Raw genomic sequence first — 18,410 nt, 5'->3', positions numbered from 1 at the left:
AGCTCTGACTTACGCATATTCAGATAACACATCTTCATCTAGCACCACCATTGCCAGCATATTTACTTTATCAAATTCTATAAACTAACAGTACAATTACTCAGAATATGAGTTAAATTAGCACTAAATCTAAACTGACTGTGCTATGAATGGTCTATAATATGAAGTCCAAAGGGTAAAAAGGCGATCGCCTACTACATCAGTAATATTGGTCTGACTCAATTTAGGTAATTTTACTACTGTTAAAATTATTGACGTTTTATCTTTTCTTCACAAAAAAAATACTAATTTTATTTAGTAGCAATACTAAACTGAAGATATACGGGTTGTTAATTCTACTGAGCATCTCCATTATTGGCAACAATTCTTAATATTATATTTTTTGTGCAAAGTTCTTAGGTCATTGGTATGTTCTTTCCCATTCCCAATTCCCAATTCCCAATTCCCAAAAACTTAAAAGTTTTTCAAGAACAAAAAAATTTAATTCTTTTGATAAAAATAGTTTAAAACAGCCAATACTTTATACTTTTACACTATTCGCCGAAATTCGGCAGCAGTTCTAAAGTATGAAACCCTTATAAAATCTGAATGTCTTAATTTTAAATATTAAATTGCTATGACTCATCCCTGTTAAAAATGTGAGAAATAATATGAAAGATAACTGCCAACCGGATAATACTGAACAAGCGGAGGAGAGCAAAGGCGTAAAAGAGAACAACCAACCAGATGGGCTAGAGCTTTTCTCGTTAGCATTTTTGCTTCAATATCCTTGGATATTTCTAGTAGGAGAGAACAACCAATTAAATGAGCTAGAGCTTTCTTCTGAGATGGAGATGCTACTAGAAGAAGCAAAGAAGGAAGATAGTCAGGAAAGTATCACCTATAAGAGACGTTCGCGGAGGGGTACGACTTACGACTTTGAATATTATATTTCTCGTAAAATTTACGTAGAAACTTTAACTACAATTTTTATTTATACAACTTTTTCGGCAGCTATTTTGACGGTTGGTATTCTTGCTGGTAAATTTTTCTTATTTCCTGCTAGCCCTGTAAATCAATCTACTTACCCTACTTCAATTCCTTGGATTAAAAGTAAATTTGAGTGTGAAGATACTGGCAGAAATTGGAGTAATAACCAGTGTTGGGATGAAGAACACAGTGCTTCTTTTTAACTAGACTGTCGCCAGTGTATTGGTACTTCAATGTTATCTGGTAATTTGGTTGTGCGATCGCCAATTGCCATTGAAATTTGTTGCGATGCGAGATTTTTCGCTCCTGTTAAAATTGCGCCTTCTAGCTTCACATCATAAAAGCTAGCGTCTGATAAGTTAGTTCCAACCAAGTTGGCATGAGTTAAGTTGGTTTCATAGAGAATGGCTCTTTGCAGATTTGCTCCCATCAGGTTGGCTTTATGGAAATTGGCTTGTGTCAAACTAGCTTGTGTAAAGTCAGCAAATAAAATTTCTGTTTGTTCTAATTTGGCAGCATTTAAGTTAGCTCCACACAAATTAACACCGTTGAGGTTTGCACCATTCAAGTTCGCCCCAATTAAACCACAAAGATATAAATTGGCTTTACCCAATTTAGCCCCTTGCAGGTTAGCTAGAAATAACTTCGCTCCGGTGAGGTTAGCTACTTTTAAACTCGCTTGTTGTAAGTTGGCTTTATAAAAATTCGTCCCTTCCAAGTTAGCACTGCGTAAATTCGCTCCCACAAGATTAACTTCACGCAAATTTGCCTCATATAAATCAGCACGATTTAGGTTTGCGCCTTGGAGGTTTGCGCTTTGGAGGTTGGCTTTCCATAAGTTGGCTTCATGTAGTACACAACCAGCCATTTGAATATTTTCTAGGTTGGCTTGACTAAGATTACAATTACGTAAATCAGCCCCTCGTAAGTCTGAGCCTCGTAAATCTGCCCGTTGTAAATCCATTCCCAACAAATCGGCTCGCCGCAAATCTGTATTGCGTAAATCGAGTTTTTTACGTTTGTCGTCTTGCTCAGAATTGCGTCTACCAATTACAGTCAAAGCTGCTTGAATATCTTTGCGAATTTTTGGGGCTATTTCTGGTGATGTGCGACGTTGATTATTTTTGTATTTGTTCAGATATACTTGGGAATCTTCCTCTGTATTTTCTGCGTCTCGAATATCAGCATTCTCCCGTACAAAAGCGGTGAGAATTTCCATGACTGTCCAATGTTCTTGGGGAAAATCTTGGGCGATTCTCTCTAAAATATAAATGGCACTTGTGCGAGTAGCCATTTTTTCATGGCCTAACTGAGCAATGGCTGCCATCAACCGTTCCGAAATTAATCTATCTTGGGATAACTGGGCATTTTGTAGACTAATTTCTAGATTTTTTTGACTAGCGATCGCACTTTTTTGTATAGCCTCTACACGTTTAGCTGTATAGTAAGCATTCAGGATGACTCCTAATCCCAAAAATGCGATCGCTGTAGCAGTTAATCCTTGATTTCTCGATTGCAATTGTTGCTCAATTGATAATTCTTCAGGAGTTGAAAACACCAAAAGAATCAGAGTTGCACAGCAGCCAAATGTCACTGTGGTAGCGATTATCCAACGCCACACTTTGTCTGTCTGATTAGCAGACATACTTACTTATTGTTTTTATAAAGTAATATACTATTTAGATAGTCTTACTATCATATCACAAAAATTTACTGATGTGGTGATTACGGAAAAAGATTACAGTACAAATTTTTGATATTGTTTCGTGAACAAACTGTAAAGGTTTAAGTTCCTGTCACAACACATAATTACGTAATTGCAAATTGGTTTAACTCACCTCACAACTTTGATTCTTTACCCAATTTGCTTTCTCGGAGATTAGCCCCATCTAATATGGCATCATCAAGAGTAGCTTGCTGCAAATTGGCTAAGTAAAGATTTGCCTGAGATAAATTCGCACCTGTGAGATTAGCTTCACTAAAGTTAGCAGCACCGAGAATTGCGCCGGAAAGATTGGTATAACTCAGATTTGCACCACAGAGGTTAGCAGCAGTCAGAATTACGCCGGAAAGATTGGCATAACTCAGGTTTGCTCCCGCCAAATTAACACAGTATAAATTTGCCGACTCTAAGTTAGCCTGTGAGAGATTCGCTCCTACTAAGTTGGTATAACTTAAATTCAATTGTGCATTTTCCGAGTCTTTTTTTCGGTGTATGCTGCCAATTACTGTTAAAATTGCTTGAATTTCTGGACAGACTGTCAAGTTTTGGCTATCTGGAGAAATATCAGTAACGTGATTTCGCACAAAATCACTGAGCAATTTGATAATTACTTCATCATCCAGAGGATAATTTTTGGCTAAATTTTCTAACTCAAATACTAATTCTATAAACTCTGGAGATTTTTGTTGTTGCCAATACTCAATTAACAGATTGCATTTTTGGTTGACTACATCAGCCGGAAAATTTTGATGTTTATATACAGGAGAATATATATTATGGAGGATGTTGGCTAGAGAAAACTGGCTATTTAGTAATTGCTTAGTCATTGCATGATAAAAAGTATTGATGACATTCAGCATAAGCAACACATTTATATAATTTTAGTGTGATGCCATTTTCCATAGATTATTCAAATTTGAGTAGTGGTAAATCTAACGATTATTGAAAACTCGATAAGAACAAATATCACCAATTCATTAAGTATATGTAAATAAAAACTCGTTGTTTGCTAATAAATAAGTTAAAATTAATACTTGTTGGCTGCTCAAATCTTGTTGAAATAAAACTTAGTCAAGCTATGCTATGCAGCTAAATACATAGCATTAACCACAGAAATAATGCTGGTGTTTTTAACGATATAACGTATTAATTGCTATTGTAATTACCAAAATATATAAGTCATAAATAACACATAAATTTATTTAGCCATAACAATAAATTGTTAAAAATTAATGACCATAATAAAAAACAAACTGCTATTTGTAAAAATAAACACTTATAAATAAAAGATGCTGGATAATTTACAAGCGATCGCAAAAAATTTAGTATTAGTTGGTGGTGGTCATAGTCATGCCATTGTCATGAAATTATTTGGCATGAAACCTTTACCCGGAGTACGTTTAACCTTAATTAGTCCAAATCCAGATACACCCTACTCTGGAATGCTGCCAGGACATATTGCAGGCTTTTATAGTCGTGATGAATGTCACATTAACTTGCCAAGATTAGCAGATTTTGCCCAAGCACAATTATATCTTGATCAAGCAGTTGACCTAGATTTAACCAACCATAAAGTAATTTGTGCTAACCGTCCGGCGGTAGATTTTGATTTATTATCTATTGATATTGGCAGCACTCCCGCCACCATATCTGTATTAGGTGCAGCAGAATATGCAATTCCGGCTAAACCAGTAGAAAAACTCTTAGAAAATTGGTATGAGCTATTAGAAAATGTCACTCAAAATCCCGAAAAACCAATCACTATAGTTATTGTTGGTGGTGGTGCTGGAGGTGTGGAATTGGCGTTATCTATGCAATCTCATTTGCAGCAAATTTTACAACAAGCCCAACAACCACTGCAAAATTTAGCAATTCATTTATTTCAACGCCAGCCTCAACTAGTGCCTCATCATCATCCATCTGTACAATATCAACTGAGGCAAACCTTAATCAGCCGTGGTGTGAAATTACATCTAGGTGAAACAGTCTCTCAAATTGCGCCATCTCCTCACACAGCAGCATTATTTGAAGTTAAATGTGAATCTGGATTTACACTAAAATGTGACAAAGTTTTCTGGGTGACGCAAGCCTCAGCACCCCAATGGATAAAATCTACAGGACTAGCTACCGATGATCAAGGCTTTATTTTAGTTAAAGATACATTACAATCTCTTACCCATCCAGAGGTATTTGCAGCAGGTGACATTGCCACCATGAAAAACCATCCCCGACAGAAAGCGGGAGTATTTGCAGTGCGCCAAGGCAAGCCATTATTTGAGAACCTGCGGCGAACGTTAACAGGTGAACCACTGCAACCCTACATACCACAGCAACAATATCTCAGTTTAATTGGTACAGGAGACGGAAAGGCGATCGCAACTAAAGGCTGTTTAACTTTACCACCTCACCCACTCCTGTGGCAGTGGAAAGATAGCATTGACAGAAAGTTCATGCAGAAATGGGGAATGACAACTAGAAACTAAGGAAACCCCTACACCCCTACACCCCTACACCCCTACACCCCTACACCCTTACACCCCCACACCCCCACACCCAATAAAAAGACCCCAGCCAAAGCCGGGGTACTGATGATGTATGCCATCAACTCTATTCCTAACAATAGAGAATGCCATTAGATTGCAGAAAGCGCATCCGGGAAAATGCAAAAATTGCATAATTTTAATGATGATTTTGCAACTAAGTGAAATTTCCTAAGTAATTTAACCCTAACCAAATGTCAACTGTCACCTGTCACCTCATCAGGTTGACTAAATAAAGAATCCCAGCCATCAATGATATCTTTGATTAAACCCGCCACAGGTACAGCCAGCAGCAACCCTAACAACCCAGCAACATAAGTACCTATCAATAAAGAAATTAACACCCATAAAGGTCTAACACCCGTTAAATTACCTAAAAGACGAGGTGCGATCGCTTGGTCAATAATTTGGTCTATAATCACAGCTACCGCTAAAACTTTCACCGCCAACCAAAAATCATGAGACGCGATAATTAAAGTAATTACAATTAAGCTCACAACATCACCGAAGGGAATTAAACTGAAAATCCCAATTCCCAAACCAAAAAGTAACCCAAACTGCACCTGAAAACTGAGAAACATCAATGTTTGTGCAGTTCCTATCAACAGAGCTAAAGTGCCTTGTCCAATCAAGTAATTTTGTAAATTATTTTGAATAGGTTCTCTGAGTCGTTTAACAAAAAACCAAGGTGATTTATTAAATAAACTATCCCAAATTCTCGCCCCATCTAATAAAAAATAGAAAGCCAAAACTACTGTCACTAATCCTTCCGAAAGGCTATCAATTGTATTGATCACAATATTGATAAATTTATCAGAAATGTTTTCCAACTCATCTGGTATTCTGTCCGTAACCCTTGTGAGTATTTCCCCCACATCAATATCTAACCTTTCACCAATAAATAAATCATTCAAATTCTGAATATTTTTCTGACTAGCATCTATCCACTGTGGTAGAACTTTCGCTATTTCATTAAACTGTTGTATTGCTATTGGTAGTAAAAGAATCCCCACAATAACTAACAACAAAGAACTCACCAAAAATACTAAACTCACAGCATAGTTACGTTTAATTCCCCGTTGCTGAAGCAGTGAAACAGGATAATTTAAAATAAACCCCAACAAAGCCGCCAGTACAAAAATTGTCACTAAAGGTTGGAAGTAGCGAAAAAATCGACCAACTAGCCAAACATTCAGAAATACCAGAGGAAACAATAAAGTTATAATCAACCATTTAATCAACTGATGAAGCGAAATATTCACCCTCTCATCCTCCCCCAATAACATCCGCATCCCTTCGCGTTTAACAATTAACCCTCACTCAAAGCCAAAAATTGCTCATCTGATATCTTCCCACATTGATGCAGAATACCTGTAACTTCCGAAATAGTTAAAACAGCATGACCACGATAACCATTTTCTCTTAATCTTGCTTTCACACCTTGTTCATGGTCAATAAAAACCACAATATCCTCAACATTTAACCCAGCAGACTTTAACTTTTCAGCCCCTTCCATCACACTTTTACCACTGATAAGAATATCATCAACAACCACTACAGTTTCCCCCGCATAAAAATCACCTTCAATTAGCCTACGAGTTCCATGTGCTTTCACCTCTTTACGAGGGAAAATCATGGGACAATCTAGACGTAAAGATAAACCAGTAGCGGTAGGTAAAGAACCATAGGGAATACCAGCCAACCTATCAAAAGTTAAAGTTTTGAGAATGGCTTCATACCCACTCAGCACTTGATTAAAAACTTGGGGATTAGAAATGATTTTACGTAAATCAATATAATAAGGAAATATTGCCCCTGATGCTTGGACATAATCACCAAACATAATGCAACCAATATCATAAAGCTGTAAAATCAAATCATGCCAAGGATGCTGCTCAGGAGAAACAATATCTGGTAGCCATACAGCACAGCTAGAACCATTTTGAATTACCTGATTTCTCATCTGATTAATTTCTGACCGTAAAACCTGAATTTCCTCAGATAAATTCGGTTTAGATAACATATCTTGCGGTACAGGAATTAACAAACCATTACCATTAGTATCCAACCCTGCTGCTAAAATTTCATTTAAATTACTTCCCTCACCCCAAACACTACGCGCCATGATAATTCGTTCAGGTGCAACTGCCCTAATTTGAGATAAAATTTCAGCATTAGTAGTTCCTACCTCTAACCCCAATTGTTCTGGAGTTCCCCAATTTTTTGATTCTTTTACTACCTGTAAATAAAACGGTGCTTCTTTAGTAGGATATTGCTGTAAAGCTTCTGCACCTGGGTTAGAAGTACAACATAAAATAAATACTGTTTTATCAGGATAAACCAAAAAAGGAGCTACATGATCTTGTCCTGTATAGGGAGTCAGCGTAATTGCATCTACCTGCCAGTCTGTAAATACTGTCTTAGCAAAAATAGTGCTAGTATTTAAATCACTATGTTTCGCATCTAAAATAATTGGAATATGATTGGGGATAGCGTCTAAAGTTTTATGCAGTAATTCCATACCACCAAGACCCAAGGCTTCATAAAAACCCAATGTTGGCTTATATGCACAGACAAAATCAGCCGTCTCCGCAATGATAAATTTCATCCATTGCCACAAACCACTAATCATATCCTGAGATTTATAAACATCAGGAATCATCTCTATATTCGGGTCAAGACCAACAAATAGTAAACTTTGATTTTGCGAAATAACCGTCTGTAATTTATCTGAAAAAATCATATTTTTAGTTAATAGTCATTGGGCATTGGGCGAATCAATTCAAAATTCAAAATTCAAAATTGAAAAGTGTTACTCCCCCTGCTCCCTTGTCTCCCCTGTCTCCCTTGTCTCCCCTACTCCCCTTGCCCCCTGCCCCCCACACCCCTACACCCCTACACCCCTACACCCCTACACCCCTACACCCCTAATTAATCCTAAATCCCTGCAAACCATTCATAACCCTGATCCTCCCAATAACCCTGAAAAGCTGTTAAATGACTTGTGAGAGTAATTTGAGTTACCCACTTACTCTGTTTATAACCAAGTTTAATTGGTGAAGCTAGGCGTAAAGGCGCACCATTTTCAACTGGTAAAGGTTCACCATTTTTTTGATATGCTAATAATGTTTGAGGATGTAAAACTGAAGCAATATCCCAGCTTTCATAGTAACCATCAGCAGATTTAAAATAAGCATAGCTGACATTACTTTTAGGTTGGGCAAGGGCAATAATTTCTCTTAAACGTATACCTCCCCATTGCACGATCGCAGCCCAGCCTTCTACACAAACATGGCGTATAATCATAGAAGTCAAAGGCAGATGATAGATTTCTGCCATACTCAAACTTAAAGGGTTATCAACTTCACCATCAATAATTAAACGATATTTTTCTACATCAATAATTGGTGTACCACGAAAGCTATTAACTATTAATTGTTCTGGTTGAATTTGGCTAGGTGAAAATTCTGGGACTGGCTGCTGGGGCTTAAATATTAACTTTTCTATTTTTTGATTCAATGGTTGAGAAATCGTACCCACCAAATCTTCAAAAACTGGTGTTCCACAACCACCTAACAAAAAACCCATGCTAGAAATCCCAGAAATCTTTAAAAAATGACGACGACTTAATTGAGGACGACGTAGACGAATTAAATCCATATTTAATCAGGTAAAATTAGCAATTAACATTTTTCTACCAAAACATTGATGCTGTCAGTTCTTCCCCTCCAGCTTTACGCCCTAAAAATGGGTGAATAATCGCAAATAATACTACCATTGGCACTGAGGCAAAATGCACAATTCGTAAAGCTTCCCAACCTCCAAATATATCAACAATAACAGGAAATTGAGCAGGTTTATACATACCTATCCCCGTCAATAATGCCAGCAGCATAATCGGAATAATAGATGTATACACAATCCGATGCCAAGCATAAAATAAACGCTGAGGATTTTGAGTTTTTTGTAATGCTTTGATATCGTTAACACCAACAAATCTATGTCGCCAGCGACGAGTAATTAAAACATATATCCCATACCACAGCAGATTTAGGGAAAATAACCACATCGCCGCAAAATGCCAATGTCTACCACCTGCTAACCAACCTCCTAACGTAAATATAGGAGGTATGTGTAAACCGGCACGTCCGCCGAACACAGGGTTAGCGTTGTAAATTTGCAGTCCACTAGTCACCATAAGAAACAGGCTAACAATATTGATAGAGTGGAAAATCTTTGCTCCTATTGCTTGGGTTGGTAACTTTCTCATCTTGCCGGTAATACTTGCAGTCATTGATTTAAATCTTTTGGTTAAACAATTATATTAAAAAATGTGAAGCAAACTTTTCAAATCCCATCCTCAGAGGTAATCATCAGCACAAGACAGGCTGAAAAAGAAAATGAAATGTCCTCATTGTGCATCAACCTCATATCGTAAAAACGGCCATCGGAACGGTAAGCAGAATTACCTGTGCAAAAATTGTGGTAAACAATTCTTAGAGTCTGCATTACCCCATGACCCAGAAAATGAGTTGATGACGGATATTAACGGACATAGTGAAAACTCAGTCGTTCTAGAAAATCAACCTTTGGCAGAAAAAACCACTGTCACATCTACAGCATCTTTTAGTTTAAGCTTATTAGAAGAACTCTTGCAAAATATCCTATCAAATGAGTGGCTAGAATCTCCAGTATTCTACCAATTTATCAAGAAATTTCAGCCACCAACAGAAGATAGAACTGATTTTGTAGAAACCGGAATTTCTTTAATATTATTGGATGTAGAAAATCTCAAAATAAACATTGAGGTAGAAACATTTTTAGCCAGTATATGTAAATATCCCCTCAAAGTCAAAATAGGCTTTGCAAACTGGAAAAATCCCAGCATTGGTAAGCAAGATATAGATTTATATGAGCGAGGTTATCAACTTATTCATGTACCTGATGGTAAAGATGGTGCTGATGCTAAAATGATCACAGTTGGCGCGAATATTTTACGCTATTATCCCAATGTCAAAGAAGTATTAGTCTGCTCTGGAGATGGCATTTTAAAACACCTGTGTAATGAACTGCTAAACCAGGGTTTAACAGTCTATTGGGTACGTAGACAAGCCCAAATACTGCATATAAAAAACTGTAATAATCAGCAATCTATTTTCTATTCTCTCCCCTTAACAATGGAGATTCCGTCTTTGGAAGATGTTGTTCAGAAAATTGAAAATTTAATTAAGTCTGAGCAAGTATCCATTGAAAATAAACTTAATAATCTTGTGGCGATCGCTAATCTCTTCCAAGAGCGATATCATCTAGAATTACATTATGATCAGCCACCAAAAACTGAAAAAACAGAGCCGCTTACACAAAAACAAAATAGCACGAAAGCACCCAAAAATTCCCCAGTTATTAATTCCCAAAACGATTTAGAACAATTACTTTTGGAGATTATTCATAATTTCAACATCAATGCACCTAAAACTAAATTATCTGTATCTAAACTAGGAACAGAATTACAAAAAAAATGTGGTCAATCCCCTAATTCCATTGTCAAGAAGTTAAAACTTGGGTCTAGCTTTATGAAGTTTTTACAGTCATCCCCCCTATTTACCTTGAAAGCCAATGGTAAAGAATACGAAGTCACTAAGTCTCAAGATCAGTCTCTGGGATGTGTTAAATCATAACTAGATGCTGTAATTGAGTGTAAAATATTTTACCGTATCTGCATAATTCTTGCCCAAGCAAGACTCAAAAATCTAGCAATAACGACAAAATTTACAATTAGATTAACTGTGGTGCTAGATTTTGAGAATATATGAAAATTGATCATGTTCACTTGTATGTAGAAGATGCCAAAGTCTGGCGAGATTGGTTTGTAAACTATCTGGGGTTCACACCCGTAGCTAGTGGTATCCATTCCTTTCACACTTGCACAGAAGCAGTAAAAAGTGGTGTGGTCAAGTTTTTGCTGTCTTCACCTGTACTACCCACCAGTCCAGTAGCTGAATTTTTGCGTCAACACCCCCCTGGTGTAGCAGATATTGCTTTTGTGGTGGAAGATGTAGAAACTGCGATCGCTCATGCCCAAAACTACGGTACTACAGTTTTACAATCTATTGAGGAACGACAAGTAGGTGATTTATGTTGTAAGTGCGGCAAAATAGCCGCTTGGGGTGGTTTGACTCACACCTTAATTGAAAGCCCTCCCATCAGCCATCAAACCCCCTCAAACAACATAATTACTGCCATAGATCATATAGTCTTGAATGTCGCCGCAGGTGATTTAGAGCGTGTAGTCAGTTGGTATGAAAAAATTCTCGATTTTCAACCCCGTCAAACCTTTAAAATACAAACAGATCGCTCTGCCTTGCATAGTCAAGTCATGGTTTCCCGTCAAGGTAGCGTTCAGTTACCCGTGAATGAACCAGCTTCCCCAAATTCCCAAATTCAAGAATTTTTAGATTTTAATCGCGGCGCAGGTATTCAACACATCGCTTTGCAAACCACTAATATTATCAATGCGATCGCCCAATTTCGTCAGCGTGGTTTATCATTACTCTCTGTTCCCCAAACCTACTACTCCCAACTGCAAAACCGCCCCGGACTTCCCCTCTCACCTGTAGAATTAAGTGCGATCGCTCAACAAGAAATTTTGGTAGATTGGCAGCAAGACTCCCATCAAGGAGTATTGTTGCAAATTTTTACTCAGCCCATCTTTGGGCAACCAACCTTTTTCTTTGAATTTATCGAACGTCGTCACCAAGCTCAGGGCTTCGGCGAAGGAAACTTCCGCGCCCTGTTTGAAGCCATTGAAAGCGAACAAATTAAACGCGGGACTCTCTCCTAGCCAGTAATTTTTTTACCGATGCCCCATCCCCTACTCACCTTCATAAAAAGATCATCTTTTTGTAATTCTTATCATAAAGTGCAATTTTCCTCACAGATTCCACAGGCTTTCCACAGGGATTTTCACACTTTTCCACAGATGGGTTACGAGGGGATAGGCTCTTGCAGGCTAACTGGGGATTTTGAATTGCGAGTGTGAACAAACTCAACAGACTGAGTTTAGATTACGAAATGTAACAAAAAAGAACTTCAAACGCTGATTATTCCGTTTGATTTGATTTTTTATACCACCGTTTTTAACATTTCGCAGCATTGACAAACCCACCCCCTCTTGTCGCACAATGATGCGACCGGGTTTTATATTTTTTGCAACCGTTGACATCAAAACTTACCTCTGAGGTCAGTGTAGATGTTGCCTAAAACTGCCTCAAGCCAAGCCATAGTTCGTTTTACCTGAACTTACACAAGGAAAATACCATGAACGCAACAGTTAGTATTTTTACTGAAATCCCCGAAACTCTTCATGACTCACTGAAAACCTACTTAGAAACTCATCCTGATTGGGATCAAAATCGAGTACTGACAGCAGCACTATCATTGTTTTTACTACAAAATGGAGACAGCGATCGCCGTGCTGCCCGTGTTTATTTAGAAACTCTGTTTCATCACTGTTAATCAGAAATCTTTTGACAAAAATTTGGGCATGGTATCCCATGCCCTTAATTAATAAATGGCGATGCTGAAAAATCAATCAAGGGTTGGTTTCTAATTGGGAATGACTAGGACATTCAAATTTATAACCAACTCCACGTACCGTCTGAATTAATGCGGGTTGGCTAGCATCAACCTCGATTTTCTTGCGAATTTGGCCAATATGCACGTCTACAACTCGCTGATCTCCCACATACTCATAATCCCAAACTTCTTGAATCAGTTCTGCACGTCGCCAAACTCGACCAGGATGACTAGCTAAAAAATGTAACAAATCAAATTCCAAAGCCGTTAAGGGTACAGGTTGGCTATTTAGTGTCACCTCTCGCCGTACCGGATCAATCATCAACTTCTCAAATAGTAACCGTTTCTGTTCGGCGGTAGTCACTACCCTCTGTCTTCTCAAAATAGCTGCTACTCTGACTTCCAGTTCCCCTAAGCCAAATGGCTTGGTGAGATAGTCATCAGCACCTTTAGCAAAGCCGCGAATTTTGTCCGTCTCGTCTGCACGGCTAGTTAGCATGAGAACAAACACGCCATTACGACTTTGCATTTCTTGACAGAGGTTGAACCCAATTACGTCTGGCAAATTGACATCAAGAATTACCAAATCTGGGTTAAATTGCTCGAATAAGGACAACGCGGTCTTACCATCCTCAGCAGCTTCTACCTGATAGCTTTGCTTCAACAAAAAGCGTTGGATTAAATTCCGCACCGCCGGGTCGTCGTCAACTACAAGAATCTTGGCAGGAGCCATGACCATCTCTTTACACAAAAATAAATTTATTTAACATTAACAGCAGTATTGCGTAAAACGCAGTTTCCACTGAGGAATGATCTAAGGGGCTACAAGACTCAGAAATTTACTTCCTGATTTTTCATAATGATAGTGCAGTTAAGATGCTGGACAAGTATACTAGAAAAAGTTTGGTAATTATTATTACACTTTAATGAAAGAGCCTGTTATGAGAAACTCAATATGTCCAGCTACTCAATACTAGGCTATTAAGCACAGATCATTGATTGATCCTGGAGACTTCCCTAATATTAATTCAGTGGAGATTTAAAACTTTTCAATTTTAAATCTTTATGTGGATTCATACCACTACTTAGGCGAAAGCTATATCATGGCCATGTCCTCAACTTAGGGTACAGTAGTAAATCTGAAGCCGCAAAAAATATTTTCATAAAAATTATATTCTTTAGGTATTTCCAGTTCAAATTCTAGGTTAGAGCTAGAATTGGTCAACGACATGAGGGTATACACGGAGTTATGACAATATGTTAAAGTAACTATAGCTGAAATTCCTGGGTCAATCTGACTAACGCGTGCTACTATCCTGGTAGAGCATAAAATTCGGTCGATACATTTGTCTTCGATCAAATTAAAATCTAAAATTGTTATTCTGCAACAAAAAATTGCCTCTGACTAAAGGCTAAAGTATAAACTCCCATGAGCGATCAAAATCCCTACGAAAAACTTGGGGTATCAGAAGATGCTAGCTTCGATGAGATTCAGGACGCTCGCAATCGCCTGATGGAGCAATATAGTGGCGATTCCAAGAGTGTAGAAACCGTTGAGGCAGCTTACGACGCGATTTTAATGGATCGCTTACGGATGCGCCAGGAAGGAAAAATTAAAGTACCAGAACGTATCCGCTTTCCAGAATTGAGGATACAATCTGTTCCCAAAGAAAGTCCCACTCCTCGTGAGCAGTCACCTGCATGGCTGCAAAATATCCTAGATCAGCCCACAACGGCAGATGTGCTTCTACCCGGTGCTTGGTATGTGGGTTTGAGTGCCATTAGCATTTTTACAGGCAATCAGGTTTTACAGCTGGTCTTAGTGGTTGGGGTAGGAGTTAGTATTTTCTTTCTCAATCGCAAAGAAGGTAGATTTGGCCGAGCTGTTTTGTTTACTCTCATTGGGCTAATCATTGGCTTAATTGCGGGAGGACTAATCGCTGGCTGGTTCTTGCCCCAAATACCCTATCTCTCAGCTAATCAGTTTTCGACTGTGCTGACGTTTATAGTGTTGTGGTTGATTAGTAGTTTTTTGCGTTAATTAAAATTCTTAACTTACCTCGTAGCCCCTTCCTACTCAGGAAGGGGTTTTTAGGTTAAATTTTTGATGATGAGGTTGATAATGTAGATTCGAGGATCAAATTTACGGCACTATTTAAATTTGGAACAATTAAGTCAGGATGGTAAAGTTCCAATTGTTTACGATCTCGAATACCAGACTCCACAGCCATAACTTTAATATCATGCTTTTTAGCGGCGGCAATGTCAGCCTCTGTATCTCCTACCATCCAAGTATCGGCTGCTAGTGGTAGTTCTGCTAAGGCCTTAGTCATCAATAACGGTTTATCTTCAATATCACGAGTTTTGACATAATCATTGCTCAGGCAATAACAACGATTTTCTGGAAAAAACCGACCTAAATCGTATTTTTGGAAGGCATAGTCTAATTCCCGCACTCGGCGCATCGTCATCACCGCTAAATCAACACCAGCTTGTTGAAGTTTTAATAATGCTTCTACCGCACCAGGAATGAGGCTGTCATACTCAAAGTAAGGTTCTGTGTGTACTGTTTTACGTCGCAATTGAGCAAATTGCTGCGCTTGTGTCTCATCTAAACCAGAAGTCAAAGCGATCTGTTTTTCTGGAATCCGCGATCGCTTCATTTGCCAAAATTCTGCCTTAGCCAGCTGTCGCACTGGTTGATTCGCATATCGGATTTGTTCTAGGCAAAATAGATATACACGATAGTACCTCTCGGAAACGTCCATAATAGGGCCGTCGAAGTCGGTAATTAGTCTCAGCATCGGCGGAAGTTAATATTAATTTTTATTGCAACTATCTTACCTCGGTCTAGAGTATGCTAGAAACTTTTCTGTCAATTATATGCGCCTTATACCGATTTAATATGAAGCTGCATAGAAAAGAGCTTACAAGATAAAGTTATAAGAAGATACAGAGATGACTTGTTCAAAAGTTAATTGGTCAAATAGCTGCTGAATGCGCTCACGTAAATCCTCTAAAGAAGAGAAAAGTACATTTTTGAGAGATTTTTTGAGAAACTGTCACAGCCGCTCGATGGGATTGAGTTCTGGAGAATGAGGTGGTTGCAGTAGAGGAATAATATTGTCTGGCCAACGAATCGCAGAACTAGTATGGGCGCGAGCTTGGTCAATAGACCTCTTGCACGAATAATTGAACAATCCTAATACATAACTTCAAGAGTTATTTTCCTGCGTTCTTCTTTGCGTCTACTCTTCGAGAACGGCTTCGCCGAATGCGCCTACCCTGCGGGTTCCGCTTTAGCGGTATGCGTGAGCTTTTAAACAATCTTGTTGGCAACACCAAAGTATTTATGCAAGAAGTCTAATCTGTAAAATGGCATAATCCGAGCCTAATTGTTCTGAGAGCCAGTCTAAAAACTGTTGAAAATAGTCTCCATTGAGTTTAGGGTATTCATGCTGGAAATGCTTTCCAGTTAACGGTTCAATTGCACCATAAATCCAGAAATTTTCCCGAAGCCATTTCACCTCTACCGTGGGTTTAAGTCCTTTAGCTGTAATTACTTTGCCTGTGAGTGTTTTCAGCCCCACTCTTGAGCCACCACAACATCTGTAGCTTTTCTTTCTGGCTTCCTTCAATGGCTGTTTGCAGGCGTTTTTTTAGTTCTTCTTCGCTCTCCACGATTTCTATCTTAAACGGGCGGCTCATCGGTCTTAGGAATTCTCAAATTTACTTCCTCCTATTATATGCAACTTCATATTAATTTGGTATTACTACAAACTTAATTGTATATTTTTTTCGGTGCGTTACTACATATCCTAATCACGAGCATCATCAATTAAACAAGATTTAAATTTCTCAACTTTGGCATTTGGGCTATTAAGAAGTAAGTTAGTAACTGGAGTATCTAAGGTAATATCACCTTTGAGATTTACCCAAAGTTCACCCAGTAGGGAATTATTACATTTTACTTCTACCTTGTCTCCAGTTTTATCACCAAAAGAAGATAGAGCTTGATCAATTTCCTTAATAGCAAGTTGGCGACCTATATTAGTAGCAACTAATTTTTGCACTGGAGATTTATTAAAAGCTTCCAGAAGGACAATTGATTCTGTGTAATATTCCTCTGGTGTACCTTGGTAGCAAGTGCCATGTTTAATCCATTCATGGCGATGTAGGTTGGATAAAGTTCCAGGCATAACTGCTTGTAATTTTTCCCAAGTTTCGGGAGATAAATCATTCTCTATAGCTGGTAACTTTGACCAGTCTCTCTTACTACCATTATTAATACTTTTGTCCCCATCTAAAGCTCTATCAGTTCTACTAACACCGCAGTAAATATTGTCTTTAGGTTGAGGCCAAAGACCATGTAAAGTGAAATTCGTAGCTTCAGGACGATTGGGATTTGTAGTGAGCAGTTTACATTCTGGTTTGTCGGGTTTTTCTTCACAGAATGCGGGTTGCCAACTCACGGCTAATAAGTAATCGTTACCAACAGGAACTGGAATTACAGGTGTATCAATTACAGTTGTCTCAGGAGGTAAACTAGCTACGTTGAGACAACTAGCGGCCACCCAACGCTGAGGAGGATTAACACCAGTAATGTTTAAAAGGTAGTGAGAGGGGATATCTTTATTTTTCCCAACGACTTGATAAGTCTGTTCTGGTTGTAATTTTATATTGCCGGGGTTAGTCTCTTTTTTGATGGAAACTAAAGCTTCACAAGCATCTGTAGCTGTAAATTGAGCTTCAAAGGGGACAAGAGCAAAAGCAGGGTGAGGACAAAGGATAAAAGCCAACACCAATATGATTGCTAATACAAGTGTGTTTTTGAGCGATCGCACCATAGAATACTCCATCAACTATGATACTGAGATGGCTGATAGCTAGGACTTTGCTTGATTATAAACTGATTCCAGCGAATCTCTCAGCAGTAATACTTAAATAAAAGTAAAAATTTAACTTAAAATTACTTAAACAATTAAGTTAAAAATTCTTCATCCAGTTAATTTTTAACAAATTCTCAGCTTAATTTAATTTTCTAGCTCACATAAGGCTTTAAATTGTCTGTAGATAACAATTTACAGAGGTTTAAACCATGAAATGGAAACATTTAGTTATGTTGGCAATTGTTACTAGCGTAACTCTAGGCTGTACGAGAGAAGTAAGTTCTAATCAAGTAGATAATCAAACTCCAACTACTACCACTAGTCAAACTGCTCAAGCAGGTAATTTTCAAGCTGCGGAACACCCAACCCAGGGAAAAGTTAGCGTCGTGACGGAACAAGGTAAACAATATTTAGAGTTTGATCAAAATTTTAAAACAGATAACGGCCCTGACTTATTCGTAATTCTCCATACTTCTAACGCACCACCAGTATCTGGAATTAAAGAAAAAGATTATGTAAATATTGCTCCTTTACAAAAAATCAGTGGTAATCAACGCTATGCTTTACCAGCGAATGTCAAATTAGAAAATTACAAATCCGTAGCTATTTGGTGTCGCAAGTTTAATGCTACCTTTGGCTATGCCCCTTTATAAAATAAAAAGTAAAAAGAGAAGTATATACAATAATTAAACTTCTCTTTTACTGGAAATTTAT

General features: G+C 38.1%; 17 protein-coding genes. 7 read left to right on the top strand and 10 right to left on the bottom strand.

Annotated elements, in window-relative coordinates; translation table 11 throughout:
- The first annotated feature begins 650 nt into the window (after positions 1–650).
- Entirely contained in the window at positions 651–1,172 is a 522-nt protein-coding gene (locus ACPZ3T_RS00725; protein ID WP_490273082.1) for a hypothetical protein, read from the top strand.
- Here the strand turns inward: ACPZ3T_RS00725 and ACPZ3T_RS00720 are convergent.
- Together ACPZ3T_RS00720 and ACPZ3T_RS00715 are read right to left on the bottom strand one after the other, a co-directional pair.
- Positions 1,169–2,614 carry a pentapeptide repeat-containing protein gene (locus ACPZ3T_RS00720; RefSeq protein ID WP_490273081.1) on the bottom strand — a complete coding sequence of 482 codons (1,446 nt, stop codon included), beginning with the start codon at positions 2,612–2,614 and terminating at the stop codon, positions 1,169–1,171. The genes ACPZ3T_RS00725 and ACPZ3T_RS00720 overlap by 4 nt on opposite strands.
- A gap of 194 nt (positions 2,615–2,808) precedes the next feature.
- Positions 2,809–3,552: a pentapeptide repeat-containing protein gene (locus ACPZ3T_RS00715; protein ID WP_490273080.1), complete on the bottom strand. Its 744-nt coding sequence runs from the start codon at positions 3,550–3,552 to the stop codon at positions 2,809–2,811.
- A 429-nt stretch (positions 3,553–3,981) separates the two neighbouring features.
- On the opposite strand from ACPZ3T_RS00715, the gene ACPZ3T_RS00710 reads away from it, so the two are divergent.
- Positions 3,982–5,175 carry an FAD-dependent oxidoreductase gene (locus ACPZ3T_RS00710; protein WP_490273079.1) on the top strand — a complete coding sequence of 398 codons (1,194 nt, stop codon included), beginning with the start codon at positions 3,982–3,984 and terminating at the stop codon, positions 5,173–5,175.
- A 254-nt stretch (positions 5,176–5,429) separates the two neighbouring features.
- On the opposite strand, the gene ACPZ3T_RS00705 is transcribed toward ACPZ3T_RS00710, so the two are convergent.
- The 4 genes from ACPZ3T_RS00705 to ACPZ3T_RS00690 all read right to left on the bottom strand — a co-directional run bounded on the left by ACPZ3T_RS00705 (position 5,430) and on the right by ACPZ3T_RS00690 (position 9,526).
- The gene (locus ACPZ3T_RS00705) at positions 5,430–6,494 is read right to left on the bottom strand and encodes an AI-2E family transporter (protein ID WP_490273078.1); all 1,065 of its coding nucleotides are present in this window, start codon (positions 6,492–6,494) and stop codon (positions 5,430–5,432) included.
- A gap of 47 nt (positions 6,495–6,541) precedes the next feature.
- Positions 6,542–7,975, bottom strand: a complete 1,434-nt coding sequence (locus ACPZ3T_RS00700) for a bifunctional orotidine-5'-phosphate decarboxylase/orotate phosphoribosyltransferase (protein ID WP_490273077.1) — start codon at positions 7,973–7,975, stop codon at positions 6,542–6,544.
- Positions 7,976–8,169: 194 nt separating this feature from the next.
- Positions 8,170–8,892, bottom strand: coding sequence for a molybdopterin-dependent oxidoreductase (locus ACPZ3T_RS00695; protein ID WP_490273076.1), 723 nt, complete (start codon positions 8,890–8,892; stop codon positions 8,170–8,172).
- A gap of 34 nt (positions 8,893–8,926) precedes the next feature.
- Entirely contained in the window at positions 8,927–9,526 is a 600-nt protein-coding gene (locus ACPZ3T_RS00690; RefSeq protein ID WP_490273075.1) for a cytochrome b/b6 domain-containing protein, read from the bottom strand.
- 106 nt (positions 9,527–9,632) lie between these two features.
- On the opposite strand from ACPZ3T_RS00690, the gene ACPZ3T_RS00685 reads away from it, so the two are divergent.
- From ACPZ3T_RS00685 to ACPZ3T_RS00675, 3 genes are all read left to right on the top strand, one after another.
- Positions 9,633–10,910, top strand: a complete 1,278-nt coding sequence (locus tag ACPZ3T_RS00685) for an IS1/IS1595 family N-terminal zinc-binding domain-containing protein (RefSeq protein ID WP_490273074.1) — start codon at positions 9,633–9,635, stop codon at positions 10,908–10,910.
- A 131-nt stretch (positions 10,911–11,041) separates the two neighbouring features.
- A complete protein-coding gene (gene hppD, locus ACPZ3T_RS00680; protein WP_490273073.1) occupies positions 11,042–12,073 on the top strand; it encodes a 4-hydroxyphenylpyruvate dioxygenase in 1,032 nt (343 codons plus the stop codon).
- 476 nt (positions 12,074–12,549) lie between these two features.
- Entirely contained in the window at positions 12,550–12,747 is a 198-nt protein-coding gene (locus tag ACPZ3T_RS00675) for a DUF2811 domain-containing protein (RefSeq protein ID WP_490273072.1), read from the top strand.
- A 76-nt stretch (positions 12,748–12,823) separates the two neighbouring features.
- Here ACPZ3T_RS00675 and ACPZ3T_RS00670 read toward each other — a convergent pair whose 3' ends face one another.
- Entirely contained in the window at positions 12,824–13,540 is a 717-nt protein-coding gene (locus tag ACPZ3T_RS00670) for a response regulator transcription factor (protein WP_490273071.1), read from the bottom strand.
- Positions 13,541–14,236: 696 nt separating this feature from the next.
- On the opposite strand from ACPZ3T_RS00670, the gene ACPZ3T_RS00665 reads away from it, so the two are divergent.
- Complete coding sequence (locus ACPZ3T_RS00665; RefSeq protein WP_490273070.1) at positions 14,237–14,848, top strand: CPP1-like family protein; 612 nt, start codon at positions 14,237–14,239, stop codon at positions 14,846–14,848.
- 55 nt (positions 14,849–14,903) lie between these two features.
- Here the strand turns inward: ACPZ3T_RS00665 and ACPZ3T_RS00660 are convergent, their stop codons facing one another.
- The 3 genes from ACPZ3T_RS00660 to ACPZ3T_RS00650 all read right to left on the bottom strand — a co-directional run bounded on the left by ACPZ3T_RS00660 (position 14,904) and on the right by ACPZ3T_RS00650 (position 17,666).
- The gene (locus ACPZ3T_RS00660; RefSeq protein WP_490273069.1) at positions 14,904–15,611 is read right to left on the bottom strand and encodes an HAD family hydrolase; all 708 of its coding nucleotides are present in this window, start codon (positions 15,609–15,611) and stop codon (positions 14,904–14,906) included.
- Between the two features lie 546 nt (positions 15,612–16,157).
- Complete coding sequence (locus ACPZ3T_RS00655) at positions 16,158–16,397, bottom strand: hypothetical protein (protein ID WP_490273068.1); 240 nt, start codon at positions 16,395–16,397, stop codon at positions 16,158–16,160.
- Positions 16,398–16,625: 228 nt separating this feature from the next.
- Positions 16,626–17,666: a ribonuclease T2 family protein gene (locus ACPZ3T_RS00650; RefSeq protein WP_490273067.1), complete on the bottom strand. Its 1,041-nt coding sequence runs from the start codon at positions 17,664–17,666 to the stop codon at positions 16,626–16,628.
- Positions 17,667–17,905: 239 nt separating this feature from the next.
- On the opposite strand from ACPZ3T_RS00650, the gene ACPZ3T_RS00645 reads away from it, so the two are divergent.
- Positions 17,906–18,349 (top strand): DM13 domain-containing protein, encoded by a 444-nt coding sequence (locus ACPZ3T_RS00645; protein ID WP_490273066.1) that lies wholly within the window; start codon positions 17,906–17,908, stop codon positions 18,347–18,349.
- The last annotated feature ends 61 nt before the right edge of the window (positions 18,350–18,410 follow it).

Source organism: Aliinostoc maniaoense, assembly GCF_058172895.1.
Note: the sequence above shows the minus strand (reverse complement) of the source record. Positions and strands in the feature narration are given on the sequence as shown.